We start from the raw sequence: 25,459 nt of genomic DNA on the forward strand, positions 1-25,459 counted from the left end.
CCCTACCCTGTCGGCATGACTCTCAGCACGCTCGACCTGGCCCTCGTCGAGGAGGCCACCAAGAAGTCCGGCCTGATCTGGGTGCGCGGCGACGGGGCCGACCGCGCCCTGTGGCACGCCTGGGTGGACGGCGCGGCCCACGTACTGGGCGACGGGCCCGGCGAGCAGCCGTTCCCGGGGCTGGCGGACGGCGCGCGTGCCGAGGTGACCGTGCGGAGCAAGGACAAGGGCGGCCGGCTGGTGGCCTGGACGGCGACGGTACGGGAACTCCCGCCCCGCGGCGAGGAATGGGCGGCGGCGGTCGCCGAGCTCAAGGGCAAACGGCTGAACGCGCCCGACTCGGAGGACATGACCGAGCGATGGGCGCGGGAGTGCCGGCTGCTGCGGCTGGAGCCGGAAACCGTGCGGTCCGAACTGCCGGACGGCTCGCTGGCCGCGGCCCCGCTGGGCTCCCCGGCGACGACCCGCAGGCCGGTACCCGCCGCCCTGCCGAAGCTCCTGCTGAAGCGCAAGAAGGCCGCCCGGGGCTGACGCCCCGGCCCGCGCACGGCCCCGGCACGACCGGATCCGCCTGCGGCGCCGCCGACGCACCCGACCCGCCCGACCCGCCGAGCGTTACGGCTTGGTCGGGTTCGCGCCCTGGCCGGAGCCCTTGGAAGGAGCCGGGGCGGGCCCGCCGCTCTGGTCCTTCGTCGTCGGCAGCTGGGTGCCGTAGTCGACCGTCTGGTCCTGCGCGGGCGGGTCCAGCTGGAACGATTTGCCCCACTCCGCGAGTTCGACCCGGCCGGCGCCGCCTGCGCGCTCCATGAGCAGCGGGTACGGGGTCCCCTCCAGCGACACCGAGAGCTTGCCGCCCTTGCCCGCGTCCGCCGCGACCTGGACCGCGCGGGTGTGCCCGACCTTGGTGTACGAGCCCTTGGTGAGCTTGCCCTCCAGTCCCAGCAGCCCGTCCAGCAGGACGTCCATGTCGGTGAAGCCGCGGAACTGCTTGTAGGAGGGGTCTCCCTCGGGCACCTTCACGAACTTGTCGCCGAGCTTGCCGGCCGAGTCGGACTGGCCCCAGAACGCCGCGCTCGCCTTCAGGTACAGCTGCTCCCCCACGCGCAGCAGCTGGAAGGTGTCCTCGTTGGACTTCACCTCGCCGGAGCCCCCCTCCGCCTTCAGCCGCATGTCGAGGGTGAAGGACTTGCCGCCGCTCACCAGCGTGCCGGACAGGTGCACCGAGTCGGCCTCCGTCGCGGCCGCCTTCGCCTTCTCCTCGATCTTGTCGGCGGACAGCTTGCCGACCCCGTTCGTGCCCTCGTCGGGGTCCTCCCCGCAGCCCGTACCGGTGACGGCGAGGCCCGCGCACAGCACGCCGATGAAGGCGGCCCGGCGCAGCCGCGCGGCAGGGAAGTAGGCGGTCACGGGCGGGTGCCTCTCGTCGGTCGTCTGCGAGCAGCAGGCAGCGTACCCGCCCGTACCTCGCGCCCCGCGACCGCGCCCCGGTGTTCGCCCCGCCCCCGGGCGGACGGCCCCACCAGGACGCTTTCGGGCGGCACGGGCTAGCCTGAGGGGCGGCACGACTCTTGATCGACGCACTAGGAGGCGCTCGGATGGCTGCAGGCGCCCCGCGGATCTTCGTCTCGCATCTGTCGGGTGTGCCCGTCTTCGATCCCAACGGCGACCAGGTCGGCCGGGTCCGCGACCTCGTCGCGATGCTCCGGGTCGGCGGCCGCCCGCCACGGCTGCTCGGCCTGGTGGTCGAGGTCGTCAGCCGGCGGCGGATCTTCCTGCCGATGACCCGGGTCACCGGTGTGGAGTCCGGGCAGGTCATCACCACCGGCGTGATCAACATGCGGCGGTTCGAGCAGCGTCCGACCGAACGCCTGGTCCTGGGCGAGCTGCTGGACCGGCGGGTGACGCTGGTCGCGAGCGGCGAGGAGGTCACCGTCCTGGACGTGGCCATCCAGCAGCTGCCGGCCCGCCGGGACTGGGAGATCGACCGGATCTTCGTGCGGAAGGGCAAGTCGGGTGCGCTGCGCCGGCGCGGCGAGGCCCTGACGGTGGAGTGGTCGGCGGTGACGGGCTTCTCGCTGGAGGAGCACGGGCAGGGCGCCGAGAACCTGGTCGCCACCTTCGAGCAGATGCGCCCGGCCGACGTGGCGAACGTGCTGCACCACCTGACGCCCAAGCGGCGCGCCGAGGTGGCCAACGCCCTCGACGACGACCGGCTCGCGGACGTGCTGGAGGAGCTGCCCGAGGACGAGCAGGTGGAGATCCTCGGCAAGCTGAAGGAGGAGCGCGCCGCCGACGTCCTGGAGGCGATGGACCCGGACGACGCGGCCGACCTGCTCTCCGAGCTGCCGGAGGACGACAAGGAGCGGCTGCTGACGCTGATGCAGCCGGACGACGCGGCCGACGTGCGCCGCCTGTTGTCCTACGAGGAGAACACCGCGGGCGGTCTGATGACCACCGAGCCGATCGTGCTGCGGCCGGACGCGACGGTCGCGGATGCGCTGGCCCGCGTACGGCAGGCGGACCTGTCGCCGGCGCTGGCGGCGCAGGTGTACGTGTGCCGGCCGCCGGACGAGACGCCGACGGGCAAGTACCTGGGCACGGTGCACTTCCAGCGGCTGCTGCGCGACCCTCCGTTCACGCTGGTCAGCTCGATCGTGGACACGGACCTGCCGCCGCTGCGCCCGAACGCCTCGCTGCCCGCGGTGACCACGCACCTCGCCGCCTACAACATGGTGGCGGTGCCGGTGGTCGACGAGAGCGGCTCGCTGCTGGGCGCGGTGACCGTGGACGACGTGCTGGACCACCTGCTGCCGGACGACTGGCGGGAGACGGACTTCCATTCCGAGGAGGCCCTCGGTGGCCGCTGAACGAGGACGCTTCGAACGGGGGCGGGGCGAGCAGGCGCGCGAGCGACGCCGCGAACAGATCCGGGAGCGGCGCGAGCAGGCGCGGACGCAGGCGCGCGAGCACGGGCTGGCGGCGGAAGCGGCGGAACGTTCCGGCGAGCGCGCGGGGAGGTCCTCGGGCGCCGGGTCGAGCGCGCTGACGCGCTCGCGGGTGCGCCTGGACCTGCCGCGCGCCCCGCGCCGGTCACTGCTGCCCGAGTACGACCCGGAGGCCTTCGGGCGGCTGTCGGAGCGGGTGGCGCGCTTCCTGGGCACCGGCCGGTTCATCGTCTGGATGACCCTGGTCATCATCGTCTGGGTGCTGTGGAACATCTTCGCGCCGGACGACCTGCGGTTCGACCCCTACCCGTTCATCTTCCTGACCCTGATGCTGTCGCTGCAGGCCTCCTACGCGGCTCCGCTGATCCTGCTCGCGCAGAACCGGCAGGACGACCGCGACCGGGTCACCCACGAGCAGGACCGCAAGCAGAACGAGCGCTCCATCGCCGACACCGAGTACCTGACCCGGGAAATCGCCGCCCTGCGGATGGGCCTGGGCGAGGTCGCCACCCGCGACTGGATCAGGTCCGAGTTCCAGGACCTGATCAAGGAGATGGACGAGCGGCGTCTATTCCCCGCCGAACGTGACGAAGGCGACCGCTGACGGGCTTTCCTGCCGCCTGCTACCGAGCCGTACCATCGGGGCATGGCTACCGACACAAGCTCCGCCGCCGTGCCTGAGCAGGACGCGATCCTGGACGCGCTGGCGACGGTGAACGACCCCGAGATCCACCGGCCGATCACCGAGCTCGGCATGGTCAAATCGGTGGAGATCGGTGAGGGCGGCGAGGTCGCCGTCACGGTCTACCTCACGGTGTCCGGCTGTCCCATGCGCGAGACCATCACCAAGAACGTCACCGAGGCCGTCGAGAAGGTCGCGGGCGTCACCTCCGTCGCCGTCTCCCTCGACGTCATGAGCGACGAGCAGCGCAAGGACCTGGCGGCCACGCTGCGCGGCGGCACCGCCGAGCGCGAGGTGCCCTTCGCCAAGCCGGGCTCGCTGACCCGCGTGTACGCGGTCGCGTCCGGCAAGGGCGGCGTCGGCAAGTCCTCCGTCACGGTGAACCTGGCCGCGGCGATGGCGGCGGACGGCCTGAAGGTCGGCGTGGTCGACGCGGACATCTACGGCCACAGCGTGCCGCGCATGCTGGGGGTGGACGGCCGTCCGACCCAGGTCGAGAACATGATCATGCCGCCGTCGGCGCACGGCGTGAAGGTCATCTCCATCGGCATGTTCACCCCGGGCAACGCCCCGGTGGTGTGGCGCGGCCCCATGCTGCACCGCGCGCTCCAGCAGTTCCTGGCCGACGTGTTCTGGGGCGACCTGGACGTGCTGCTGCTGGACCTGCCGCCGGGTACGGGCGACATCGCGATCTCCGTGGCCCAGCTGGTGCCGAACGCGGAGATCCTCGTCGTCACCACCCCGCAGCAGGCCGCGGCCGAGGTCGCGGAGCGGGCCGGCTCCATCGCCGTGCAGACCCACCAGAAGATCGTCGGCGTGGTCGAGAACATGTCGGGCCTGCCGTGCCCGCACTGCGACGAGATGGTGGACGTCTTCGGCTCGGGCGGCGGCCAGAAGGTCGCCGACGGCCTGACCAAGACGGTCGGCGCGACGGTGCCGGTGCTGGGCTCGATCCCGATCGACGTCCGGCTGCGCGAGGGCGGCGACGAGGGCAAGCCCGTCGTCCTGTCCGACCCGGACTCCCCGGCCGGCGCGGCCCTGCGCGCGATCGCGGGCAAGCTGGGCGGCCGGGCGCGCGGCCTGTCGGGCATGTCGCTGGGCATCACCCCGCGCAACAAGTTCTGACCGTCCGTACCACGGGGAAGGGCGCCGCTCGCCGAGCGGCGCCCTTCCCCGTACCGGTCCCCGTCGCCTCGTACCCGTGACCCGTGACCCGTGACCCGCTACTGGTACGAGCCGAGGTCCGCGATCGCGGAGAAGCCGAGTCCGTACGCGCTCATCCCGCGGCCGTACGCGCCCAGGTGGACCCCGCTCCCGGTGGAGCCGGCCAGCACCCACCCGAACTCCGACTCGCGGTAGTGGAACGGCGTCGGCTCCCCGTCCACGGGCAGCGACAGCGTGGACCAGTCCTCACCGTCCAGGTCGTCCGCCAGCTCCCACGCGGCCTCGGTCTGCTGGTCCAGCCAGTCGTCGCGCAGCGAGTGGTCCATCTGTCCGGGCCAGCTGTACGCCAGCAGTCCGGAGCCGGCCAGCCAGGCGGCCGAGGCGACCGAGGTGGCCTCCAGGACGCCGGTGCCGTCGCCGCTGCGGCGCAGCGGGTTGCTCGCCACGGTGATGACCACCGCGAAGCGCTCCTTCTCACCGGTGGCGATCTCGCCCCGGGCGGAGGGCTCGTCGCCGTGGCCCGTGGAGCCGTGCTCCACCGTGCCGTCGGCGGCGGTGCCGACCTGCATGAGCCAGCGGGGGCCGGTGAAGGCGCCGTCCAGCCCGTACCAGGGGAAGTCGGCCGCCAGGAACCCCTCGGCCGTCCGGCGGGCCGCCGGTACGGGCGCAGGGGCTTCCTGTGGCTGTGTATCGCTGTGTGGGCCGGTATCCGGCTCCTGGGCGGGTGCGTCTGCGGGGGCGGGGGCCTCCGCGGTCTGCGCTCCTACCCGGCTGCTGCTCGTCGTCTCCATCTGGGCGGCCTCTCGTTCCGTGGGGTCCGGAACGGCCCTCCCCCTCGCTGTGCTGGGGGGACCCCCTCCCTCGGGCGTCCTGCGATCCGGACAGATGGAGGATAGCCATCCGACCGCGGATCGCCGGGCAGGCCGCGCGTCAGGTGGCGTCGGCGTCGAAGCGCGAGCGCTCCTCCGGGGCGGGGGCGGCGGGCTTCTTCAGCAGGTCCGGGCCGGTGACGGCGGGCGTGGCGGCCGCGGCCGGGGCGGACGGGGCGGCGCCGGCCTCCGAGCTCTTCACGGCGTCGGAGACGTCGCTGAGCTCCTTGCGGAGATCGAAGCTGGTGCGGATCTCCTTGAGGTCCTCGTTCTCGGTCAGCTGCTTGCGGATGAAGGTCTTCGGGTTCAGGTCCTCGAACTCGAAGTCCTTGAATTCCGGGCCGAGTTCGGAGCGGATGTCGTTCTTCGCGCTGTCCGAGAACGCCCGGACCTTCCGGATGAAGCCCGTGACGTCCTGAATGACCTTGGGCAGCTTGTCCGGTCCGAAGACGAGGATGCCGAGCACCACGATCGTGACAAGTTCGAGTGCGCCTATGTCGTTGAACACCTTGCCGCTCCTCGGCTCTCTATCACTTCGGGCCCCGACACACGGTACCCGGCGTTGTCCACGGGCCCATACCTGCGTACCGCCTCCGCGGCGGATTCACCCAGCTGTCATCCCGCGCTCATGAGCCGTTCGCCGATCCGAGGACCACTTTCAGTGTGCTTTCGCGGCCGGCGCGGAGCACGGTGAGGGTCAGCGGGTCGCCCGGGCGGTGGGCGCGGATCTTGATGATCAGCTCGTCGCCGCCGCGGACCCGCTGGCCGTCCACCTTGGTGATCACGTCCCCGGCCCGGATCCCGGCGCGCGCGCCCGGTCCGTCGGCGACGACGGACGGCTTGCCGTCCTCGCCCTTGTCCCCGACCCGGGCCCCGTCGCCCGAGTAGTCCATGTCGAGGGTGACCCCGATGACCGGGTGCGTGGCGCGGCCGGTGCGGATGATCTCCTCGGCGACGCGCTTACCCTGGTTGACGGGGATGGCGAAGCCGAGCCCGATGGAGCCTCCCTGCCGGGTGGGATCTTCCTTGTCGGCCCCGCGGATGGCGCTGTTGATGCCGACCACGTGGGCCTTGGCGTCGAGGAGCGGGCCGCCGGAGTTCCCCGGGTTGATGGGGGCGTCGGTCTGGAGCGCGTCGACGTAGCTGATGTCGCTGCCGTCGCCCTTGTCGCCGCCCGCGGTGACGGGCCGGCCGGTGGCGCTGATGATGCCGGCGGTGACGGTGTTCGACAGGTCGAAGGGCGCCCCGATGGCCACCACCGGGTCGCCGACCTCCACGTTGTCGGAGTTCCCCAGGCTCAGCGGCCGGAGCCCGCGCACCCCGCTGACCTTGACCACGGCCAGGTCGTAGCCGGAGTCACGGCCGACGAGCTCGGCGGTGACGCTCTCGCCGGTGCTGAAGGTGACCGTTATCTCCTGGGAGTCGGCCACCACGTGGTTGTTGGTCAGGATGTGCCCCTGCTGGTCGAGCACGAAGCCGGTACCCGTGCCGCTGCCCTTCGTGCCCCGCACGTGCAGGGTCACCACGCCGGGCAGTGCGGTGGCCGCGATCCCGGCCACGCTCTCCGGGGCCCGGCCCCGGTCGGCGGCGCCGGCCGCCTGGGGGAGCTCCAGCCGGGTGCCGCTCTGCCGCTCGGCGAGCACGCCGAGGTAGCCGCCGGTCCCGCCGGCGAGCAGGGCCGTTCCGAGGCTGATGGCCACCACCTGCCACAGCCGGATCCCGCGCGGCGTCCGGCCCCGGTCCACGACCTGCAGCGGCTCGGCGCTCCAGGGGTCGTACCGCACCGCGGGGACCGCGGCGGCCGGCTCGTCCGGGGCCGGCTCGTCCGGCGTCGGCTCGCCCGGGGACGGCTCGTCCGGCGTCGGCGCGTCCAAGGTCGGCGCGTCCAGGGTCGGCAACGGCTCGTCCGGGGCAGACACGTCGGGGGCCGGGGCCGGGGCCGCGTCCTGTACGTGGTCCTCGCCCCCGGTTTCGGGCCGCGGCGCGGGAACCGCTTCGCGGCTGCCCTCCCCGGTCGTCCCCTCGGGCCGGCTCCACCACTGCGGAGCCGGGTCGGTCTGCTGCCTGTCGGCCATGGGCGCTCCCCGCGTACCTATGCGCATGTGCCGCAGATTCAACCAGGTCCCGCGTCAGCGCAGCAGGGAGACCGGGCGTGCCGGGTGCTGCGGGGAGGGCTGCAGGGGCGGCAGCGGGGTCGCCACGGCCGACAGGAGGGTCGGGACGGCCTCGGGGCTGGGCAGCCGGTCACGGGCCCCTTGATCGGCCACGGGCAGGGCAGGGCCGGGCCTGGAGGCCGGGGCCGGGGAATCACCCCGCAGGTTCGGGTCCACCTCCAGCGGCAGGGCGCCGCCGAGCGCGAGAGCGGCCAGCGAGACGGCCCCCGCGGCGACGAAGGCGAACCTGCGGCGCGGACGGCCCACCTCGTGGATGCGGAAGCCCTCCTGCGGCCGTGGCCGGGCGGCGACGGGCAGCCCGTACGCGAACGCGTCGAAGGGGTCGGCCCCCGCAGTGCGCGGCGGGTCGGCGGGAAGGCCGGGACCGGCAGGACCGGACGGATCGTCGAGGCCGCCGCCCGGCAGCCCCTGCAACCGCGCCAGCAGCCCCGCGGACAGCGGCGGCGGCGCGCTCTCCACGAACAAGGTCTTCAGACGCCGCTGAGCATCGGCCTCGGCCTTGCACCTGGCGCAGGTCGCCAGATGGGCCAGGACCCGATCGCGGGCGTCGTGCTTCAGCTCGCCGTCCACCAGGGCGGCAAGCCGGTCGCCCAGGTGCTGTTCGGCGGGTGACGGACTGACGTCGCTCACTCGGCTCCGCCCTCTCCCCCGGCGCCGGGGGCGCCCATCGCCACTCCCGCCAGCGCGCGCTGCTCAGCACGGGCCGCGGGGGACCGGTGCTTGAGCGCCTTGCGCAGGTGCGAACGGCCCCGGTGGATACGACTGCGCACGGTGCCGAGCTTCACGCCGAGCGTCGCGGCGATCTCCTCGTACGACAGGCCCTCGATGTCGCACAGCACCACGGCCGCACGGAACTCGGGGGCGAGGGTGTCCAGCGCCTGCTGCACATCCGCGTCGAAGTGGGTGTCGTGCAGGACCTGCTGCGGGGACGGCTCACGGCTCGGCAGCCGGTCGGCGGCGTCGTCGCCGAGCGCGTCGAAGCGGATCCGCTGCTTGCGGCGCACCATGTCCAGGAACAGGTTCGTCGTGATGCGGTGCAGCCAGCCCTCGAAGGTGCCGGGGGTGTACGTGGACAGCGAGCGGAAGACGCGGACGAAGACTTCCTGCGTCAGGTCCTCGGCGTCGTGCTGGTTACCCGTCAGACGGTAGGCAAGGCGGTAGACCCGCGCGCTGTGCGTGCTGACGATCTCCTCCCATGAAGGAGGGGTCCACGCCTGGGAGCCCGCATCGGCGGCAAAGGTCGCGGTGGTTGCGGCGTCGGCGGTGTGGAAGCGGTCAGCAATGTAGGTCACGGATTTCGGCTCACCCGCCGACCAGAAGAGGCGTCTCAGTACGCCCCCACGATCCACAGGCGCAGCCGCACCTCCCCTGTCGGCTCTGGTGGTGTCCAGTGGAGTCCCTACCATAGCCACCCCCTCTGTCAGCTCCGGATAAGCGTTTTTGCAGTATCTTTACGCGAGACTTAAGCCCTGGAGCGGTCCTGGCCGTCGATCTGCCCGGCACCGTCCCTTCTTATCCCGCCTCCACCCTTCACAACGCCCGGTCCCATCTGCGGGTTCCCGACGTCAACGGATACAGTCACCGTTGCGCCAACTATGGGGACAGGAGAGGGTCATTACCGGCAACCGGCAGACGAGCTGGGCGTTCGCCGACGCGTTTGTCGCCGAGGACGACGCTCTGCGATGGGCCCGCGACCGGTCCAGGGAAGCGGGCCTGAGGTCCGTCTCCCCCGGCACCGGGGCCGCGCTGCGCCTGCTGGCCGCCACCGCGGACGCCAAGGCGGTCGCCGAGATCGGCACCGGAACCGGCGTCTCCGGCATCCATCTGCTGCACGGAATGCGCCCCGACGGGGTGCTGACCACGGTGGATCCCGAAGCCGACCGGCAGGCTTTCGCCCGCCAGGCCTTCCGCGCCGCGGGCTTCGCGGGCAACCGCGCCCGCTTCATCCCCGGCCGCGCCCTCGACGTCCTCCCGCGGCTCGCCGACGGCGGATACGACCTCGTCTTCTGCGACGGGGACCCCTCCGAGTCCCTCGACTACCTCGCCGAATCGTTGCGGCTGCTGCGCCCCGGCGGACTGGTGTGCTTCGAGGGGGTCTTCTCCGACGGCCGCACGGTCGACTCCGCGGCCCAGCCGGTGGAGGTGCTGCGCGTCCGCGAGCTGCTGCGCAGCGTCCGCGAGAGCCCCGCACTGGAGGCCGCGCTGCTCCCCGTGGGCGACGGGCTGCTGTGCGCCGTGCGGCGCTGAGCCCCCGCAGGTCGGTCCGACTGCGGACCCACGGCCCCGGATCAGTTCAGGAGCGCGAAGGTGAGGGCCGCCGTACCGCCCAGCGCGGTGCCGGCGAGGAGCTGGGCCGGGGTGTGCGCCTTCAGCACCAGCCGGGACCAGCCCGCGGCGGCGGCGATCAGCACCGCGGGGAGCACCGGGGGCCCGAGGAGGAGCAGCAGGATCATCACGGTGCCGCCGGCCACCGACATGTGGATCGATATCTGCCAGACCACCGTGACCAGCAGCGAGGACACGAGGCCCACCAGCATCGCGACGACGAGCGCGAACACCTCCCGGGGGGCGCCCAGGACGTGCAGGAGCGTGACCCCGGCGACGACGGAGACCAGGCTCAGGGCCATCGGGACGACCCGCTGACGCCGTACCCGGATGTGCTGGTCGGTCAGCACGCCCCGGCGGACGCCGAGGGCGATGATCCCGATCGGGGCCAGCCCGCAGAACAGGGCGGCGAACAGGCCCCAGCCGAGCCCGGCCCACGACATGGTGCTCCGCCATCCGACGAGCAGCAGCAGCGCGACCACCACGGGGGCCGGTGCCAGTACGTCGGAGAGGATCCGGGCGGCCTTCTGCCGGGCCGTGCAGTCGGCGAAGGCGGGCGGCGCGGGCGGGGTGAAGGACATGGCACGGCTCCGGAAGGCTCGGGTCCGGTGATGACGACACAACGCTGCCCCGGCCGCGGGTTCGCGGTCGGGGCAGCGCAGAGAATGCGGAAAAGCAGAAGGTGGAAGTGCTGTCGGTGTCCCCGTGGGGTCAGCCGACGACCTTCTTCAGGGCGTCACCCAGGGCGTCCGCCTCATCAGGGGTCAGCTCGACGACAAGCCGACCGCCGCCCTCGAGCGGTACGCGCATGACGATGCCCCGCCCCTCCTTGGTGACCTCGAGCGGGCCGTCGCCCGTCCGCGGCTTCATGGCCGCCATGCTCGTTCCCCTTCCTGAAACCAGCTCATCGTCAGCCGACGGCCCCGTTCAGGCGCCTAATACCCGGCATCGAACACATTGCTTCCCAGCCATTATCCCGCATGTCAGGACCCGATGACCAACATCGCATGGGAACGCTTGGGCAACGCGCTCGACCAAAACCACTCATTTCGGGGATCCGCCTGCGATACTTCGCCGCCGCACCCGGGAAGCGGCACCGGCTTTCTTTGACGCACATCACATGTGCGCGCCACGTCCGGTCCGCCATGCTGACCTTTGCACCGGACAGTACCGACCGGTAGCCAAGCCCGCGACGAAGGGGGACCCCCTGCCATGGCCGACAGCGTGCTCTACGAAGTGACCGACGGACTCGCCACCATCACGATCAACCGTCCGGACGCGATGAACGCGATGAACACCGAGGCCAAGGTCGCCCTGCGCGACGCGGTCCAGGCGGCGGCCGCCGACACCGCCGTACGGGCCGTGCTGCTCACCGCGGCCGGGAACCGGGCCTTCTGCGTGGGCCAGGACCTCAAGGAGCACATCGGGAACCTCGCCTCGGACCGCGAGAGCGGCACCTCGCTGACGATGACCACGGTGGCCGACCACTACAACCCCATCGTGCGGGCGCTCACCGAGATGCCGAAGCCCGTGGTGGCCGGCGTGAACGGCGTCGCGGCCGGGGCGGGCTTCGGCTTCGCGCTGGCGGCGGACTTCCGGGTCGTCGCCGACACCGCCTCCTTCAACACCTCGTTCGCCGGGGTGGCGCTGACCGCCGACTCCGGGGTCTCGTGGACCCTCCCCCGCCTGATCGGCGCCTCCCGCGCCTCGGACCTGCTGCTGTTCCCGCGCTCGATCAAGGCCCAGGAGGCGTTCGAGCTCGGCATCGTCAACCGCCTGGTGCCCGCGGACTCCCTGCACGCCGAGGCGGAGGCCGTGGCCCGCACGCTGGCCGCCGGCCCGACGGTCGCGTACGCCGCACTGAAGGAGTCCCTGGCCTACGGGGCCTCCCACACGCTCTCCGAGGCCCTGGCCCACGAGGACACCCTCCAGACCCGTGCAGGGGCCTCCGAGGACCACTCCATCGCCGTCCAGGCCTTCCTCGCGAAGCAGCCGCCGAAGTACCTCGGCCGCTGACGCGTTCCGCGACCCGGCCGGGCTGCTCAGGCCGGGTCGCGGGAGACGCAGTCGGCCAGGTGGTCGTTGACCAGCCCGCAGGCCTGCATCAGGGCGTAGGCCGTCGTGGGGCCGACGAAGCGGATGCCGGCCTTCTTCAGGGCCTTGGCGAGGGCGGTGGACCCGGGCGTGACCGCCGGGACCTCGGTGACCGTCAGCGGGGCCGGTCCCGGTTCCTCGGGGGCGTGGGACCAGATCAGGGAGTCCAGCTCGCCCGGCTCCCACCCGGCGAGGACCTTCGCGTTGGCCAGGGTCGCCTCGATCTTGGCCCGGTTGCGGATGATCCCCTCGTCGGCCAGCAGCCGCTCCGCGTCACGCTCGTCGAACTCCGCGACCGCCGCGATCGAGAAGTCCGCGAAGGCCTTACGGAATCCCTCGCGGCGCCGCAGGATCGTGATCCAGGACAGCCCCGACTGGAACGCCTCCAGGCACAGCCGCTCGTAGAGGGCGTCGTCCCCGTGCACCGGACGGCCCCACTCGGTGTCGTGGTAGACGACGTAGTCCGGCGTGGACAGCCCCCACGGACAGCGCAGCAGCCCGTCCGCGCCCGCCACCGAACCGCTCACCGCTCACCGCCCTTGCTGAGGTCGACGTGCCCGGGCGCGTCCGACGGGGCGGCGGCGGGCGCCGCCGCGGCCGTCAGCTGTGCGATCCGCGCGTCCCGCTCGGCCAGTTCGGCCGCGAGCCGCTCCAGTACGTCGTCCACCTCGGCCATCCGGTACCCGCGCGGGGCGACCGGCAGCCGCAGCGCGTCGATGTCGGCCCGTACGACGGGCCGGGTCTCCGGCAGTCCGTCCGCGACCCGGTCCGGCTCCGCTTCCGGCAGGACGGCCTCCGAGCCGCCGCCGATCACCGCCAGGGTGACCGCTGCCACGACCACGACCAGCGCGATCATCAAGAAGAAGAACACGATCAACTCCCCTGAGAGACTCCGGCCACCAGGTTAAGGTCGCAGGCGAGGCGCAAGGGCCGCCGAAGGAGGAAAGAGCAGGATGCTGCGACTGGGCAGGCGCGAGTTCGACACCCACGAGCCGGTGATCATGGCCATCGTGAACCGGACGCCGGACTCCTTCTACGACCAGGGCGCGACGTTCCGCGACGAGCCGGCGCTGGACCGGGTCGAGCACGCGATCGCCGAGGGCGCCGCGATCATCGACATCGGCGGGGTCAAGGCGGGCCCGGGCGAGCACGTGGACGCGGCCGAGGAGGCGCGGCGCACGGTCGGCTTCGTGGCCGAGGTCCGGCGCCGCCACCCGGACGTGGTGATCAGCGTGGACACCTGGCGGCACGAGGTCGGCGAGGCGGTGTGCGAGGCCGGGGCCGATGTCCTCAACGACGCGTGGGGCGGGGTGGACCCCAAGCTCGCGGAGGTCGCCGCGCGGTACGGCGTGGGCCTGGTCTGCACCCACGCGGGCGGGGTGGAACCGCGCACCCGGCCGCACCGGATCACGTACGAGGACGTCATGGAGGACGTGCTGCGCGTGACGGTCGGGCTGGCGGAGCGGGCGGCGGCGCTGGGCGTCCGCCGGGACGCGATCATGATCGACCCCGGGCACGACTTCGGGAAGAACACCCGGCACTCGCTGGAGGCCACGCGCCGGCTGGACGAGATGACGGCGACGGGCTGGCCGGTCCTGGTCTCCCTGTCCAACAAGGACTTCGTCGGCGAGACCCTCGACAAGCCGGTCAAGGAACGCCTGCTGGGCACCCTGGCGACGACGGCCGTCTCGGCCTGGCTGGGAGCGCAGGTCTACCGCGTCCACGAGGTCGCGGAGACCCGGCAGATCCTGGACATGGTCCGCTCCATCCAGGGCCACCGCCCCCCGGCGGTAGCCCGCCGCGGCCTGGCCTGAGGCCCCGACGGCCGGAGGCCGGCGCAGCCGCCCGAAGCCGGCGAGGCGCCCCGGCGCCGAACCGCGCGAGAGCGGCGTCGAAAAGGAGCATGGTCCGCTCCATCCAGGGCCACCGCCCGCCGGCGGTAGCCCGCCGCGGCCTGGCCTGAGGCCCCGACGGCCGGAGGCCGGCGCAGCCGCCCGAAGCCGGCGAGGCGCCCCGGCGCCGAACCGCGCGAGAGCGGCGTCGAAAAGGAGCATGGTCCGCTCCATCCAGGGCCACCGCCCCCGGCAATCGCCCGCCGCGGCCTGGCCTGAAACCCCGACGGCCGGAGGCGTTCGGGGCCCGGGCCGGGTGCGGCCCGGGCCCTTCGCCTACTTGCCGACTTCCTTCGTCACCAGCGCGATCGCCTCGTCCACGTCGTCGGTGACGTGGAACAGGTACAGGTCCTTCTCCGAGGCCTTGCCCTGGGCGATCACGGTGCCCCGCAGCCAGTCGATCAGGCCGCTCCAGTACTCCGTGCCGAACAGCACGATCGGGAAGCGGGTGATCTTCTGGGTCTGGACCAGGGTCAGTGCCTCGAACAGCTCGTCCAGCGTGCCCAGGCCGCCCGGCAGGACGACGAAGCCCTGGCTGTACTTCACGAACATCGTCTTGCGGACGAAGAAGTACCGGAAGTTCAGGCCGAGATCGACGTGCTGGTTGAGCCCCTGCTCGAAGGGCAGCTCGATGCCGAGGCCGACCGAGACGCCGTTCGCCTCGCGGGCGCCCTTGTTGGCCGCCTCCATCGCACCCGGACCGCCGCCGGTGATCACCGCGAAGCCGGCGTCGACCAGCGCGCTGCCGATCCGCACGCCCGCGTCGTACTCGGGCGAGCCTTCCGGCGTACGGGCCGATCCGAACACACTGATCGCGGGCGGCAGCTCGGCGAGCGTGCCGAAGCCCTCGATGAACTCCGACTGGATGCGCAGGACCCGCCAGGGATCGGTGTGCACCCACTCGGAGGGCCCCGCCGAATCCAGCAGCCGCTGGTCCGTCGTACTGCCCGCCTGCACCTGGCTCCGCCTCCTCAGCACCGGCCCGAGCTGCTGCTCCTCGGGCCGACGACGAGCGGAACCCTCGGGACTGCCGTGGTTGCCCATGCTGTGCTCCCTCCTGCTGATCGTTGGATCAGGGTAGGCGCACAAAGGTGACGAGAAGCGGAATTCAGGAGGTCAGCCAGGCGCGGAGTCGTTCCTCGCAGTGCAGGATCGCCTTCGTCTCGACGCGCTCGTCGACCTTGTGCGCCAGCAGGGCGTCGCCCGGGCCGTAGTTGACCGCCGGGACTCCGAGGGCGCTGAAGCGGGAGACGTCCGTCCAGCCGAACTTGGGCATGGCGCGGCCGCCGACCGCCTCCATGAAGGCCTTGGCAGCCGGGTGGGAGAGGCCGGGGAGGGCGCCGGGCGAGGAGTCGTCGACCACGAACTCGGCGATGTCGCAGTCCGCGAACACCTCCCGTACGTGGGCCAGCGCCTCGGCCTCGGTGCGGTCCGGGGCGTAGCGGAAGTTGACGGTCACCGTGCACGCGTCGGGGATGACGTTGTTGGCGACGCCGCCCTCGATGCGGACCGCGTTGAGGCCCTCGTGGTACTCCAGGCCGTCGATGACCGGCTTGCGGGGCTCGTAGGCCGCGAGGCGGGCGAGGATCGGGCTCGCCGAGTGGATGGCGTTGGAGCCCATCCAGCTGCGGGCGGAGTGCGCGCGCTCGCCGGTGGTGCGCAGCAGGACGCGCAGGGTGCCCTGGCAGCCGCCCTCGACCTCGGCGTCCGAGGGTTCCAGCAGGACCGCGAAGTCGCCCGTCAGCCAGTCGGGGTGGGCCTCTGCGACCTTGCCGAGGCCGTTGAGGTCGGCGGCGACCTCCTCCTGGTCGTAGAAGACGAAGGTGAGGTCCCGGTTCGGCTCGGGCACGGTCGCGGCGATGCGCAGCTGCACGGCGACACCGGACTTCATGTCGGTGGTGCCGCAGCCCCACAGCACGTCGTTCTCGTCGAGGCGGGAGGGGACGTTGTCGGCGATCGGCACGGTGTCGAGGTGGCCGGCCAGCACGACGCGCTCGGCGCGGCCGAGGTCCGTGCGGGCGACGACGTTGTTGCCGAAGCGGTCCACGGTGAGGTGCGCCAGGCCGCGCAACGCGTGTTCCACGAGGTCGGCGAGGACCTTTTCGTCGCCGCTCACGGACGGAATGTCGACGAGCCGGGCGGTCAGCTCGGCGGCGTCCAGGGTGAGGTCCAGCTCGGATTCGGACATGGAACTGACCCTAACGCCCCGGGATGCGACGAAGCCTCCTACGTCCGGCCGGTGGACGCGTCATATGCCTCAAGTACGGTGGGCCGCGTGTCCGAGACCCGTGATCCCCGTCCTCGTCGCCGCCGGATGCTCCGGGCGGTCGTCGGCCTGCTCGTTCTCCTCGCGGTGATCGGGTACTTCGCCGTGCAGCACGATTCGAACGGTGGCGGCGGCGCCCCGTTCTGCGTGGCCAGCGCGGATCCGGTCGGGGAGGACGAAACCTCAGAAACGTACGAAATGTCGCCCGAGCAGGCGGCGAACGCGGCGACGATAGCCGCGGTCGGCGTCGCCAAGGGCCTTCCCGACCGGGCGGTGACCATCGCACTGGCGACCGCCATGCAGGAGTCCGCGCTGCGCAATCTCGATCACGGCGACCGGGACTCGCTGGGCCTCTTCCAGCAGCGGCCGTCGATGGGCTGGGGCACTCCGGAGGAGATCAGGGACCCGGTCTACTCGGCCGGGATCTTCTACGACCACCTCGTCGACGTGCCGGGGTACTCGCGCCTGCCGCTGACGGTGGCGGCGCAGAAGGTGCAGCGCAGCGGGTTCCCCCAGGCGTACGCGAAGCACGAGCCCGACGCGACCGTGCTGACGGCGGCCTTCGCCGGCGGCGGCACCCTGAACTGCGGCGGGCCCGCGCCCACCGGGCCGGGCGACCCGGAGAAGGTACGGGCCGGCCTGGTCCGGATCTTCGGCAAGGACGGGATGCACACCATGTCCCCGCAGGGCGGCCAGGCCGGCCGGAACGCCGGCGGGGGCCGGACGGCCCCCGAGGCCGAGGTCACGCTGACGGAGAAGAAGGCCGGCGACGAGGTCTCGGTCCGCCGCAGCCGGGCCATGGCCCACTGGGCGGTGGCCAACGCGAAGGCGATGGGCATCTCCCGGGTGTCCTACGACCGGCACGGCTGGACCGCGGGCAAGGACCGGGGGCGGTGGCAGGACAAGGGCCAGGACGGCGCCAAGGACCTCCACTACGCGGGCCCGGGCGTGGTACGGATCTTCATGGCCCGCTGATCCGCTCAGCGGCGGGGCACACACCGGGGGCGCCCGGGCGCGCGTGCGAGCGATCACTCCTGCGGGGGGATCCGTGTAGCGGGCCACCGATCCCCGAAACGGACGGAAGCCCTGGTCGGCGCGCATCCAATGCGCTTTTCCCGGAAGCCGATTAAACGATGCGTTACCGATCCTTTACCCACCGGCACCGCAACTCCACCCGCCCCGGGAGCGGTTAGCACGGCGTACTCAGCCGCTACCGCTTAGGAGCAACATGTCTCTCCCCCTGACCCGCCGGATCGCCCGTGCCGCGCTGCTGATCGCAGCCGGGGCAGCGCCCGTGGTCGGTGCGGCCGGGGCGGCCAGCGCCGCCGGCCTGGAGTCCGTGCCGCCGCTGGGCCAGCTCGCCGCCCCCGACACCGCCACGACGGCGGACGCGGCCACGGGCGCCGTCGACACCGCCGGCAGCGCCACCAAGAGCCTGCCGGCCCCCGCCTCCGACGTGGCCGGCACCGCGCAGGGCCTGCTCGGCGGGCTCCCCACGACGCAGGAGCTGCCGGTGTCCTCGCTCCCGACCTCCACGCTGCCGACGTCCGGTGTCCTGCCGGGCGGACTGCCGGGCGGACTGCCGCTGGGCGGCTGACGCCGCAGGAACCACCGAGGGGGCCGGGAGTGCGAACTCCCGGCCCCCTCGGGCTTTTCCGTCGTGGAACCCGGCGCTCAGCCGAGGCGCTTGACCGCCGCCTCGACCCGCTCGTCGGTGGCGGTGAAGGCGACGCGCACGAACCGCGCGCCCGCCTCGCCGTAGAAGTCGCCCGGCGCGACCAGGATGCCCAGACCAGCGAGGTGGGCGACGGTGTCCCAGCAGGGCTCGTCGCGGGTCACCCACAGGTACAGGCTCGCCTCGCTGTGCTCGACCCGGAAGCCGTGCGCCTCCAGGGCCGTACGCAGCGCCGCGCGGCGGGCCGCGTAGCGCTCGCGCTGCTCCTCGACGTGGGTGTCGTCGCCGAGGGCCGCGACGGTGGCCGCCTGCACCGGGGCGGGGGTCATCATGCCGCCGTGCTTGCGGATCTCCAGCAGCTCGCCGAGCACGTCCGCGTCACCCGCGATGAAGGCCGCCCGGTAGCCGGCCAGGTTGGAGCGCTTGGAGAGGGAGTGGACGGCCACGATGCCCTCGTACGAACCGCCGCAGACGTCGTCGTGGAGGACGGAGACGGGTTCGGCCTCCCAGCCCAGCTCCAGGTAGCACTCGTCGCTGAAGAGCAGGATCCCGTGCTCGCGCGCCCAGGCGACGATCCGGACGAGGTCCTCCTTGGCGAGGACCTTGCCGGTGGGGTTGGACGGGGAATTGAGCCACAGCAGCTTCACACCGGCCGGGTCGAGCTCGGTCGGGTCGTCGTACACGACGGCCTCGGCGCCGCACAGCCGCGCGCCGACCTCGTAGGTGGGGTAGGCGAGCCGGGGGTAGGCGACCTTGTCCCCGGCGCCCAGGCCCAGCTGGGTCGGCAGCCAGGCCACCAGCTCCTTGGAGCCGACGACCGGCAGGACGTTGCGGTGTCCGGCGGCGCTCGCGCCGAGGCGGCCGCGCACCCAGCCCGTGATCGCGTCGCGCAGCGCGACGGTGCCCCACACGGTCGGGTAGCCCGGTGAGTCTGCGGCCTCGATCAGGGCGCGCCGGATCAGCTGCGGGACCGGGTCCACGGGCGTGCCGACCGACAGGTCGACGATGCCGTCCGCGTGGGCCGCCGCCGTGGCCTTGTACGGCTCCAGCTTGTCCCAGGGGAAGGCGGGAAGACGGTCGGATACTGCGGCCACGGTGGTCTCTGCTCTCTCTGAGTGCTGGTGTGTACGGGTGCCGGAAACACGTCGGTCCCGTGCGGCGGGAAGGCCGTACGGGACCGAGGGGCGCGTCTGCCTGAAAGGTCAGTGCTCGCCGTTGATACCGGCGGGCAGCGCCGCGACGAAGGGGTGGTCGCGCTCGATCAGGCCCAGCTTCGAGGCACCACCGGGCGAACCGAGCTCGTCGAAGAACTCGACGTTCGCCTTGTAGTAGTCCTTCCACTCCTCCGGAGTGTCGTCCTCGTAGAAGATGGCCTCGACCGGGCAGACCGGCTCACACGCACCACAGTCGACGCACTCGTCCGGGTGGATGTACAAGGACCGCTGGCCCTCGTAGATGCAGTCGACGGGGCACTCTTCGATGCATGCCTTGTCCTTGACGTCGACACAAGGCTCCGCGATGACGTAGGTCACGCTCTCGTTCCTCCTCGGTAGGGCTTTCCATATCGCGCGGGAGCGCGGCGTCGTCGATGCCCGCACCTAGTATCTCCGTTCCCGGGCACGATCCGAACAGGAGGGGCGGACAGAGCTGTGGAAATCACTGCCGGTGGACTGCTGGAGGTCCGAATTACCCCGGCTGACGTGGGTAAACGAGTCTCTGTACGACGGGTGGAGGCCGTAGTGAGCGGATCACCCGAGTTCACGGACACGGTCGGGGTTCTCACATCCTGGGACCAGGGTGTGCTGCTGATCACAAAGAAGGACGGACAATCCGTCCGCATCTCGGAATCCTCGCTGGTGGCGGGCAAGATCGTGCCTCCGGCGCCGGCCCGGCGACGGGGTCCCGCGGCCTCCTTCGAGGAGCTCTCGCGGGTCGCCGCGCGGGCCTGGCAGCCGCTGGAGAGCGAGCAGCTGGGCGGGTGGACGCTGCGGGCGGCCGCCGGATTCACCCGGCGGGCCAATTCCGTGCTGCCGCTCGGCGATCCGGGGATACCGCTGGACGAAGCACTCGCGCGAGTGACCTCCTGGTACGCGGAGCGGTCGCTTCCGGCCTACGTGCAGGTCGCGACGGGGGCCGCAGGCACCCAGGAGATGCTCGGCGCGAAGCTGGAGCAGCGCGGCTGGGTGAACGAGGTGTCGGCGGAGGTACGGATCGGGGCGCTGGCGCCGGTCGGCGACGTGGAGGCGCCCGCGGCCGAGGCCGTACGCCTGACCCGGGTCCCGGACGAGGCGTGGCTCGGGCGCTACGGGAAGGTGAGCGACCCGGACCTGGCCCGGCGGATGCTGGTGGAAGGGCCGTCGGTGTGGTTCGCGGCGCTGCCGGACGGCCGGGCCATCGGGCGCTGCGTGGTGGACGGGCGGTGGGCCGGCTTCGCGGCGGTGACCGTGGATCCCGCGCACCGGCGGGAGGGCCTGGCGACGGCGGTGATGGCCGCGCTGGCCCGGCGGGCGCTGGAGGAGGGCGCGTCGGCGGCGTGGCTGCAGGTCGAGACGGACAATCCGGGGGCACTGGCGCTGTACGACGGGCTGGGCTTCGCCACGCACCACATGTACCACCACTTCCGGGCGGCCTCGTGAGTGCGGAGGCCTGGCGGGAGCAGTTCGCGGCCGAGGCCCGGGCGGAGCGGCCCGACCTGGCGCTGCTGTGCCTGCTGCTGGCCACCGAGGGTGATCCGGCGCTGGACGAACGCGCGATGGACGCGGCCCAGATCGAGCTGGACCGGCTGGCCGGGATGCTGCCGTACGGGCTGCGCGGCGGGCGGGCGTGGGCCAACGCGGTGACGGAACTGCTGGGCGGGCGCCTCGGGTTCCACGGCACCCCGGCGGACTACGACCGGCTGTCGTCCTCGCTGCTGCACGAGGTACTGAGGCGGCGGCGCGGGCTGCCGATCCTGCTGTCGGTGGTGTGGCTGGAGGTCGCCCGGCGGGCCGGGGCGCCGGTCTACGGGCTGGGACTGCCGGGGCACTTCGTGGTGGGCTTCGGGGACCCGGAGGAGGGCGTGGTGGTGGACCCGTTCGCGGGCGGCGCCTCTCTGGGCACCGGGCCTGCGGAGCTGGCGTCGGGGCCGCGCGAGCCGGCCCGGACGCTGGACATCGTGCAGCGGATCCTGGCGAACATCCGGGCCTGGGCCGCGGCCCGCCCGGAGCAGTCGGGGGTGGCCCTGTGGGCGGTGGAGCTGTCGCTGCTGCTGCCGTCGCATCCGGCGGCGCTGCGGTACGAGCGGGCGCGGCTGCTGGTGGAGCGGGGCTCCTTCCAGGAGGGGGCGGCCGAGCTCGACGCGTACGCCGGGGTGGTCTCCGCGGTGGACGCCGACGCGGCGGCCCGCATCCACGCCGAAGCCGTCTCGGCCCGCGCCCTCCTGAACTGACCGGCCCCGGCCTCACCTGGGCCACATCCAGCCCCGCCGGCACCATCAGGCTCGCCTGGGCCACATTCAGCCCCGCCGGCACCATCAGGCTCGCCTGGGCCACATTCAGCCCCGCCGGCACCATCAGGCTCGCCTGGGCCACATTCAGCCCCGCCGGCACCATCAGGCTCGCCTGGGCCACATTCAGCCCCGCCGGCGTTTGAGGCGCGGGTCCGGGCGGAGCCCGGTGCCCGGCGGAGCCGGGTTTCCTGGGGCGCCGCCCCAGACCCCGCGCCTCAAACGCCGGCGAGGCTGGACTTGGCCCCGGCGAAGCTGGAATGCGGCCCGCGAGGCTGGGGGCGGCCGGCGAGGCTGGGGGCGGCCGGCGAGGCTGGGGGTGGCCCGCGAGGCTGGGGGTGGCCCGCGAGGCTGGATGGGGCTAGAGCCAGCCTTTTTCGCGGGCTACGCGGACGGCTTCGGCGCGGTTGCGGGCCGCCAGTTTCTGGATCGCCGTCGAGAGGTAGTTGCGGACCGTGCCCTGGGACAGGTGGAGCCGCGCCGCGAGTTCCGCGTTGGTCGCGCCGCTCTCGGCCTCCCGCAGGACCTCCCGTTCGCGGTCCGTCAGCGGGTTCGCGCCCTCCGCGAGGGCGGCCGCGGCCAGGGTGGGGTCGATGACCCGCTCCCCCTGGAGGACCTTGCGTACGGCGGCCGCCAGCTGCGCGGCCGGGGCGTCCTTGACCAGGAAGGCGGAGGCGCCCGCCTCCATCGCGCCGCGGAGGTAGCCGGGGCGGCCGAAGGTGGTCAGGATGACGATCCGCAGGGCGGGGAGTTCGGCGTGCAGGGCGGCCGCCGCCTCGATGCCCGTCATGCCCGGCATCTCGATGTCCAGCAGGGCCACGTTCACGTCGTGCGCGCGGGCCGCCGCCAGCACCTCGTCGCCGCGGGCCACCTGGACCCGTACCTCGATGTCGGGTTCCAGGCCGAGCAGCGCGGCGAGGGCCTCGCGGACCATCGACTGGTCCTCCGCCAGGAGGATGCGGATGGGACGTGAGGTCATGGTCTCGATCCTAGGGGGACTCGGGCGGTGAGGGCGAAGCCGGTCCGGCCGGTGGGGCCCGCCGACAGGGTGCCGCCGAGGGCCTCCAGACGTTCCGTCAGGCCGGTCAGACCGTTGCCGGGGCCGCTCTGGCCGCCGCTCGCGCCGTCGTCCGTGACGGTCAGTTCCAGTACCGGTCCGTCGAGGGTCTGGCTGGTGTCCAGCGTGACCCGGCAGCGCTTCGCGCCGCTGTGCCGCACCACGTTCGTCACGGCTTCGCGCAGGGACCAGGCCAGGGCCGATTCCGCCGCCTCGGGCAGGTCGTCGGCCGGGGGCGCCGGGAGCTCGGCCAGTACGCCCGCCGCGGCCAGGGCCGTGCGCGCGCCGGCGAGTTCGCCGGGGAGGGTGGGCCGCCGGTAGCCGCTCACCGCTTCGCGCACGTCGACCAGCGCCTGCCGGCTGACCTGCTCGATGTCGGCGACCTGCTGGGCGGCCGCCTCCGGCTGCGCGGGCAGCATCCGGCCCGCCAGCTCGCTCTTGAGCGTGATCAGCGACAGCGAGTGCCCCAGCAGGTCGTGCAGGTCCCGGGCCATCCGCAGCCGTTCCTCGTTGGCCGCCAGCTGGGCCACCGTGGCCCGGGCCTCGCGCAGCTCCATCGTGGTGCGGATCATCGCCCGGATCCCGACCATGGCGAAGCCGCCCATGAGGGCCGGGATCAGCAGGCCCGCCAGATAGGCGGTGCCGTCCGGGACCGCGTTCGCCGTGACCGCCAGCAGGGCGGTGGTGCCGAGGACGGTCCAGCGGGAGTACCGGGCCGGCAGCGCGGCGCCGGAGGAGATGGCCACGTAGACGAAGAGCACGAGCCATTCGCGGCCCAGGGCCAGCGAGAGGACCATGGCCTCGGCGCAGAGCACAGCCAGCGAGAACATCACCCGGCGGACCGGCATCGGGTGGGCGGTGCGGAAGACCAGCACCAGGTACCAGGCGACGAAGACCGCGAGGCCCAGGCCGCCGAGCACCCTGGCCCCGGGGCTGTGCCCGCCGCCGGCCAGGTCGGCGACGGGGGCGCTCAGGTAGAAGAGCCAGATGCTGATCCAGAGCATCCTCACCATCTTCTGGTGACGGTTCTCCGGCTCCTTGGCGATCTCGGGGAAGTCCCGGTCCTCACGTTCCTTCGTCAGCGCCACGGGTTCATGCCTTCAGTGAGTCCTTGCGGTACAGCCAGGCGGCCGCACCGGTGAACAGTACGAAGTACACCGCGAGGAGCGCGACGTCCCCGGCCCGGGGCGCGCCGCCGAGCTCGATGGCCTGGCCCAGGCCCGCGTAGGCGTGGGTGGGGAGCCACTCGCAGATGTTCTGGAGCCACTGCGGGAAGTTCGCGGTGGGCATCCACAGGCCTCCGAGGATCGACAGGGCGAAGTAGACGAGCATCGTGATGGGGCGGACGTTGTCCCCGCTGGCCAGGTAGCCGAGGGCGACGCCGAGGGCCGCGAAGACGAGGCTGCCGGCCCAGATCGAGCCGGTGAGGGCGAGCCACTGCCAGGCGTCGAACCGTACGCCCTTCACGGCGGCCGCCACCGCGAAGACGACCAGGATGGCGGGGAGCGAGAGCACTCCGGCGCCCGCCGTCTTGGCGAGGACGTAGCCGCGGCCGGGGAGGGCGGTGAGGCGGAGCTGGCGGACCCAGCCCTTCTCCCGTTCCTTGGCGATGCGTTCGCTGTTGCCCATCAGGACGGCGGTCAGGGCGCCGAAGGAGGCCATGGCGACCATGTAGAAGGCGGGCATGGTCAGTTCGGTGCCCATGACCTTGGTGGTGCCGTCGAGGGTTCCGCCGAGCATCAGGAACAGAGCGGCCGGGTACATGATCGTGAAGAAGAGGTACTTCTTGTTCCGCAGGGCGCGGACGATCTCCAGCTTGATGAGGGCGTTCACGGGGTGGCCTCCTCGGCCTCGGTGAGGGCGATGAAGGCCTGTTCCAGGCCGAGGCCCGCGACCTCCAGATTGCGGGGGTACAGCCCGAGCGCGTACACGGCGTGGACGGTGGCGTCGGCGTCGCGGGACTGGATGCGGACGGTGTCGCCGTGGTGCTCGAAGGCCGTCAGGAAGGGCAGCGCGCGTAGCTGCTCGATGTCGGTGCCGGCGGCGGCGGGCAGGTCGAAGGAGATCTTCCGGGCCCCGGCCCTGGCCTTGATCTCGGCGGCGGTGCCGTCGGCGAGCAGCCGGCCCTTGCTGAGCACCAGGACCCGGTCGGCGATCGCGTCGGCCTCTTCCAGGTAGTGGGTGGCGAAGAGGACCGTGCGGCCCTGGTCGGCCTGTTCCCGCATGGTGGCCCAGAAGGCCTGGCGGGCGGTGACGTCCATGCCGGTGGTCGGCTCGTCGAGCACGATCAGGTCGTTGTCTCCTGCCGTGGCGAGCGCGAAGCGCACGCGCTGCTCCTGGCCGCCGGAGAGCTTGTCGACCCGGCGGTCGGCGATCTTGTCGATGCCGGCCCGGGAGAGCACCTGGCCGACCGGGTGCGGCCGCGGGTGCAGGGCGCATCCGAGGGCGACGATCTCCCGTACGGTCACCTCCTCCATCAGGCCGCCGCTCTGCAGCATCGCGCCGACCCGGCCGGCGGCGACGGCCTCGCGCGGGGTGGTGCCGAAGATCCGGACGGAGCCGGAATCGGCGGGGCGCAGGCCGAGGAGGAGGTCGAGGGTGGAGGACTTGCCGGCGCCGTTGGGGCCGAGGAGCGCGACGGTCTCGCCCGGGTGGAGCGTGAGGGAGAGGCCGTCGACCGCCCGGACCGTGCCGTAGCTCTTGGTCACGTTCTCGAAGCTGACCACGCTGTCGGTGGCGGGCTTCGCGGTGCGTGTCGCGGTCGTCGTCATGGATAGAGATTCGCCCGTACGGGGTCCCGCGCGGCAGTGTCGGGCGTCGTGTGTGCCGGAT

At 72.6% G+C, this 25,459-nt stretch carries 29 protein-coding genes; 11 read left to right on the forward strand and 18 right to left on the reverse strand.

Annotation, left to right across the window (positions count from 1 at the left end; genetic code table 11):
• Positions 1 to 15: 15 nt before the first annotated feature.
• A complete protein-coding gene (locus KO717_RS12905) occupies positions 16 to 531 on the forward strand; it encodes a hypothetical protein (RefSeq protein WP_301366647.1) in 516 nt (171 codons plus the stop codon).
• A gap of 84 nt (positions 532 to 615) precedes the next feature.
• Here KO717_RS12905 and KO717_RS12910 read toward each other — a convergent pair whose 3' ends face one another.
• A complete protein-coding gene (locus KO717_RS12910; protein ID WP_301366649.1) occupies positions 616 to 1,407 on the reverse strand; it encodes a hypothetical protein in 792 nt (263 codons plus the stop codon).
• Positions 1,408 to 1,595: 188 nt separating this feature from the next.
• Between KO717_RS12910 and KO717_RS12915 the strand changes: the two genes are divergently transcribed.
• The 3 genes from KO717_RS12915 (at position 1,596) to KO717_RS12925 (ending at position 4,752) form a co-directional block, all read left to right on the forward strand.
• Entirely contained in the window at positions 1,596 to 2,867 is a 1,272-nt protein-coding gene (locus KO717_RS12915; protein ID WP_030009210.1) for a magnesium transporter MgtE N-terminal domain-containing protein, read from the forward strand.
• Between the two features lie 106 nt (positions 2,868 to 2,973).
• A complete protein-coding gene (locus KO717_RS12920) occupies positions 2,974 to 3,549 on the forward strand; it encodes a DUF1003 domain-containing protein (RefSeq protein ID WP_033219039.1) in 576 nt (191 codons plus the stop codon).
• An 87-nt stretch (positions 3,550 to 3,636) separates the two neighbouring features.
• On the forward strand, positions 3,637 to 4,752 hold the full coding sequence (locus tag KO717_RS12925; RefSeq protein WP_266606612.1) for an Mrp/NBP35 family ATP-binding protein: 1,116 nt from the start codon (positions 3,637 to 3,639) through the stop codon (positions 4,750 to 4,752).
• A gap of 98 nt (positions 4,753 to 4,850) precedes the next feature.
• On the opposite strand, the gene KO717_RS12930 is transcribed toward KO717_RS12925, so the two are convergent.
• The 5 genes from KO717_RS12930 to sigE all read right to left on the reverse strand — a co-directional run bounded on the left by KO717_RS12930 (position 4,851) and on the right by sigE (position 9,240).
• Positions 4,851 to 5,582: a hypothetical protein gene (locus KO717_RS12930; protein WP_301366652.1), complete on the reverse strand. Its 732-nt coding sequence runs from the start codon at positions 5,580 to 5,582 to the stop codon at positions 4,851 to 4,853.
• A gap of 139 nt (positions 5,583 to 5,721) precedes the next feature.
• Positions 5,722 to 6,168, reverse strand: coding sequence for a sec-independent translocase (locus tag KO717_RS12935; RefSeq protein ID WP_301366655.1), 447 nt, complete (start codon positions 6,166 to 6,168; stop codon positions 5,722 to 5,724).
• Positions 6,169 to 6,286: 118 nt separating this feature from the next.
• Positions 6,287 to 7,735 (reverse strand): S1C family serine protease, encoded by a 1,449-nt coding sequence (locus KO717_RS12940; RefSeq protein WP_301366657.1) that lies wholly within the window; start codon positions 7,733 to 7,735, stop codon positions 6,287 to 6,289.
• A gap of 54 nt (positions 7,736 to 7,789) precedes the next feature.
• Positions 7,790 to 8,464 carry a zf-HC2 domain-containing protein gene (locus KO717_RS12945; RefSeq protein ID WP_367401522.1) on the reverse strand — a complete coding sequence of 225 codons (675 nt, stop codon included), beginning with the start codon at positions 8,462 to 8,464 and terminating at the stop codon, positions 7,790 to 7,792.
• Positions 8,461 to 9,240 carry an RNA polymerase sigma factor SigE gene (gene sigE / locus KO717_RS12950; RefSeq protein ID WP_301366658.1) on the reverse strand — a complete coding sequence of 260 codons (780 nt, stop codon included), beginning with the start codon at positions 9,238 to 9,240 and terminating at the stop codon, positions 8,461 to 8,463. The genes KO717_RS12945 and sigE overlap by 4 nt, the downstream gene beginning before the upstream one ends.
• 178 nt (positions 9,241 to 9,418) lie before the next feature.
• Between sigE and KO717_RS12955 the strand changes: the two genes are divergently transcribed.
• On the forward strand, positions 9,419 to 10,081 hold the full coding sequence (locus tag KO717_RS12955) for an O-methyltransferase (RefSeq protein ID WP_030385883.1): 663 nt from the start codon (positions 9,419 to 9,421) through the stop codon (positions 10,079 to 10,081).
• Positions 10,082 to 10,122: 41 nt separating this feature from the next.
• On the opposite strand, the gene KO717_RS12960 is transcribed toward KO717_RS12955, so the two are convergent.
• Both KO717_RS12960 and KO717_RS12965 read right to left on the reverse strand, forming a co-directional pair.
• Positions 10,123 to 10,740, reverse strand: coding sequence for a hypothetical protein (locus tag KO717_RS12960; protein ID WP_301366661.1), 618 nt, complete (start codon positions 10,738 to 10,740; stop codon positions 10,123 to 10,125).
• A gap of 130 nt (positions 10,741 to 10,870) precedes the next feature.
• Complete coding sequence (locus KO717_RS12965; protein WP_003966491.1) at positions 10,871 to 11,038, reverse strand: DUF3117 domain-containing protein; 168 nt, start codon at positions 11,036 to 11,038, stop codon at positions 10,871 to 10,873.
• A 333-nt stretch (positions 11,039 to 11,371) separates the two neighbouring features.
• Here KO717_RS12965 and KO717_RS12970 point away from each other — a divergent pair, with 333 nt between their 5' ends.
• Entirely contained in the window at positions 11,372 to 12,175 is an 804-nt protein-coding gene (locus KO717_RS12970; RefSeq protein WP_301366856.1) for an enoyl-CoA hydratase/isomerase family protein, read from the forward strand.
• Between the two features lie 26 nt (positions 12,176 to 12,201).
• Here KO717_RS12970 and KO717_RS12975 read toward each other — a convergent pair whose 3' ends face one another.
• Together KO717_RS12975 and KO717_RS12980 are read right to left on the reverse strand one after the other, a co-directional pair.
• On the reverse strand, positions 12,202 to 12,780 hold the full coding sequence (locus tag KO717_RS12975; protein WP_301366857.1) for a DNA-3-methyladenine glycosylase I: 579 nt from the start codon (positions 12,778 to 12,780) through the stop codon (positions 12,202 to 12,204).
• Positions 12,777 to 13,130 (reverse strand): DivIVA domain-containing protein, encoded by a 354-nt coding sequence (locus tag KO717_RS12980; protein WP_109781240.1) that lies wholly within the window; start codon positions 13,128 to 13,130, stop codon positions 12,777 to 12,779. The genes KO717_RS12975 and KO717_RS12980 overlap by 4 nt, the downstream gene beginning before the upstream one ends.
• 76 nt (positions 13,131 to 13,206) lie before the next feature.
• On the opposite strand from KO717_RS12980, the gene folP reads away from it, so the two are divergent.
• The gene (gene folP / locus KO717_RS12985) at positions 13,207 to 14,067 is read left to right on the forward strand and encodes a dihydropteroate synthase (RefSeq protein WP_301366858.1); all 861 of its coding nucleotides are present in this window, start codon (positions 13,207 to 13,209) and stop codon (positions 14,065 to 14,067) included.
• Between the two features lie 354 nt (positions 14,068 to 14,421).
• On the opposite strand, the gene KO717_RS12990 is transcribed toward folP, so the two are convergent.
• Both KO717_RS12990 and dapE read right to left on the reverse strand, forming a co-directional pair.
• A complete protein-coding gene (locus KO717_RS12990) occupies positions 14,422 to 15,189 on the reverse strand; it encodes a TIGR00730 family Rossman fold protein (RefSeq protein ID WP_030012114.1) in 768 nt (255 codons plus the stop codon).
• Positions 15,190 to 15,253: 64 nt separating this feature from the next.
• Complete coding sequence (gene dapE, locus KO717_RS12995; protein WP_301366859.1) at positions 15,254 to 16,333, reverse strand: succinyl-diaminopimelate desuccinylase; 1,080 nt, start codon at positions 16,331 to 16,333, stop codon at positions 15,254 to 15,256.
• A gap of 87 nt (positions 16,334 to 16,420) precedes the next feature.
• Between dapE and KO717_RS13000 the strand changes: the two genes are divergently transcribed.
• Positions 16,421 to 17,386 carry a hypothetical protein gene (locus tag KO717_RS13000; RefSeq protein WP_301366860.1) on the forward strand — a complete coding sequence of 322 codons (966 nt, stop codon included), beginning with the start codon at positions 16,421 to 16,423 and terminating at the stop codon, positions 17,384 to 17,386.
• Between the two features lie 253 nt (positions 17,387 to 17,639).
• Positions 17,640 to 18,008 carry an ATP-binding protein gene (locus KO717_RS13005; protein ID WP_301366861.1) on the forward strand — a complete coding sequence of 123 codons (369 nt, stop codon included), beginning with the start codon at positions 17,640 to 17,642 and terminating at the stop codon, positions 18,006 to 18,008.
• A gap of 77 nt (positions 18,009 to 18,085) precedes the next feature.
• Here KO717_RS13005 and dapC read toward each other — a convergent pair whose 3' ends face one another.
• Positions 18,086 to 19,180 (reverse strand): succinyldiaminopimelate transaminase, encoded by a 1,095-nt coding sequence (gene dapC / locus KO717_RS13010; RefSeq protein WP_301366862.1) that lies wholly within the window; start codon positions 19,178 to 19,180, stop codon positions 18,086 to 18,088.
• 108 nt (positions 19,181 to 19,288) lie between these two features.
• Positions 19,289 to 19,618 carry a ferredoxin gene (gene fdxA, locus KO717_RS13015; protein WP_030011906.1) on the reverse strand — a complete coding sequence of 110 codons (330 nt, stop codon included), beginning with the start codon at positions 19,616 to 19,618 and terminating at the stop codon, positions 19,289 to 19,291.
• Between the two features lie 117 nt (positions 19,619 to 19,735).
• Here fdxA and KO717_RS13020 point away from each other — a divergent pair, with 117 nt between their 5' ends.
• Positions 19,736 to 20,722, forward strand: a complete 987-nt coding sequence (locus tag KO717_RS13020; protein ID WP_301366863.1) for a GNAT family N-acetyltransferase — start codon at positions 19,736 to 19,738, stop codon at positions 20,720 to 20,722.
• Positions 20,719 to 21,513, forward strand: coding sequence for a transglutaminase-like domain-containing protein (locus KO717_RS13025; protein WP_301366864.1), 795 nt, complete (start codon positions 20,719 to 20,721; stop codon positions 21,511 to 21,513). The genes KO717_RS13020 and KO717_RS13025 overlap by 4 nt, the downstream gene beginning before the upstream one ends.
• Before the next feature lie 418 nt (positions 21,514 to 21,931).
• Here KO717_RS13025 and KO717_RS13030 read toward each other — a convergent pair whose 3' ends face one another.
• The 4 genes from KO717_RS13030 to KO717_RS13045 form a co-directional block, all read right to left on the reverse strand.
• Positions 21,932 to 22,549, reverse strand: a complete 618-nt coding sequence (locus KO717_RS13030; RefSeq protein ID WP_301366865.1) for a response regulator transcription factor — start codon at positions 22,547 to 22,549, stop codon at positions 21,932 to 21,934.
• Positions 22,546 to 23,640: a sensor histidine kinase gene (locus KO717_RS13035; protein ID WP_301374498.1), complete on the reverse strand. Its 1,095-nt coding sequence runs from the start codon at positions 23,638 to 23,640 to the stop codon at positions 22,546 to 22,548. The genes KO717_RS13030 and KO717_RS13035 overlap by 4 nt, the downstream gene beginning before the upstream one ends.
• 79 nt (positions 23,641 to 23,719) lie before the next feature.
• Positions 23,720 to 24,460, reverse strand: a complete 741-nt coding sequence (locus KO717_RS13040) for an ABC transporter permease (RefSeq protein WP_301366866.1) — start codon at positions 24,458 to 24,460, stop codon at positions 23,720 to 23,722.
• Complete coding sequence (locus tag KO717_RS13045) at positions 24,457 to 25,398, reverse strand: ABC transporter ATP-binding protein (RefSeq protein ID WP_301366867.1); 942 nt, start codon at positions 25,396 to 25,398, stop codon at positions 24,457 to 24,459. The genes KO717_RS13040 and KO717_RS13045 overlap by 4 nt, the downstream gene beginning before the upstream one ends.
• Between the last annotated feature and the right edge of the window lie 61 nt (positions 25,399 to 25,459).

The sequence above is a fragment of the Streptomyces xanthophaeus genome, from assembly GCF_030440515.1.
GTDB classification, from domain to species: Bacteria; Actinomycetota; Actinomycetes; order Streptomycetales; family Streptomycetaceae; genus Streptomyces; species Streptomyces kutzneri.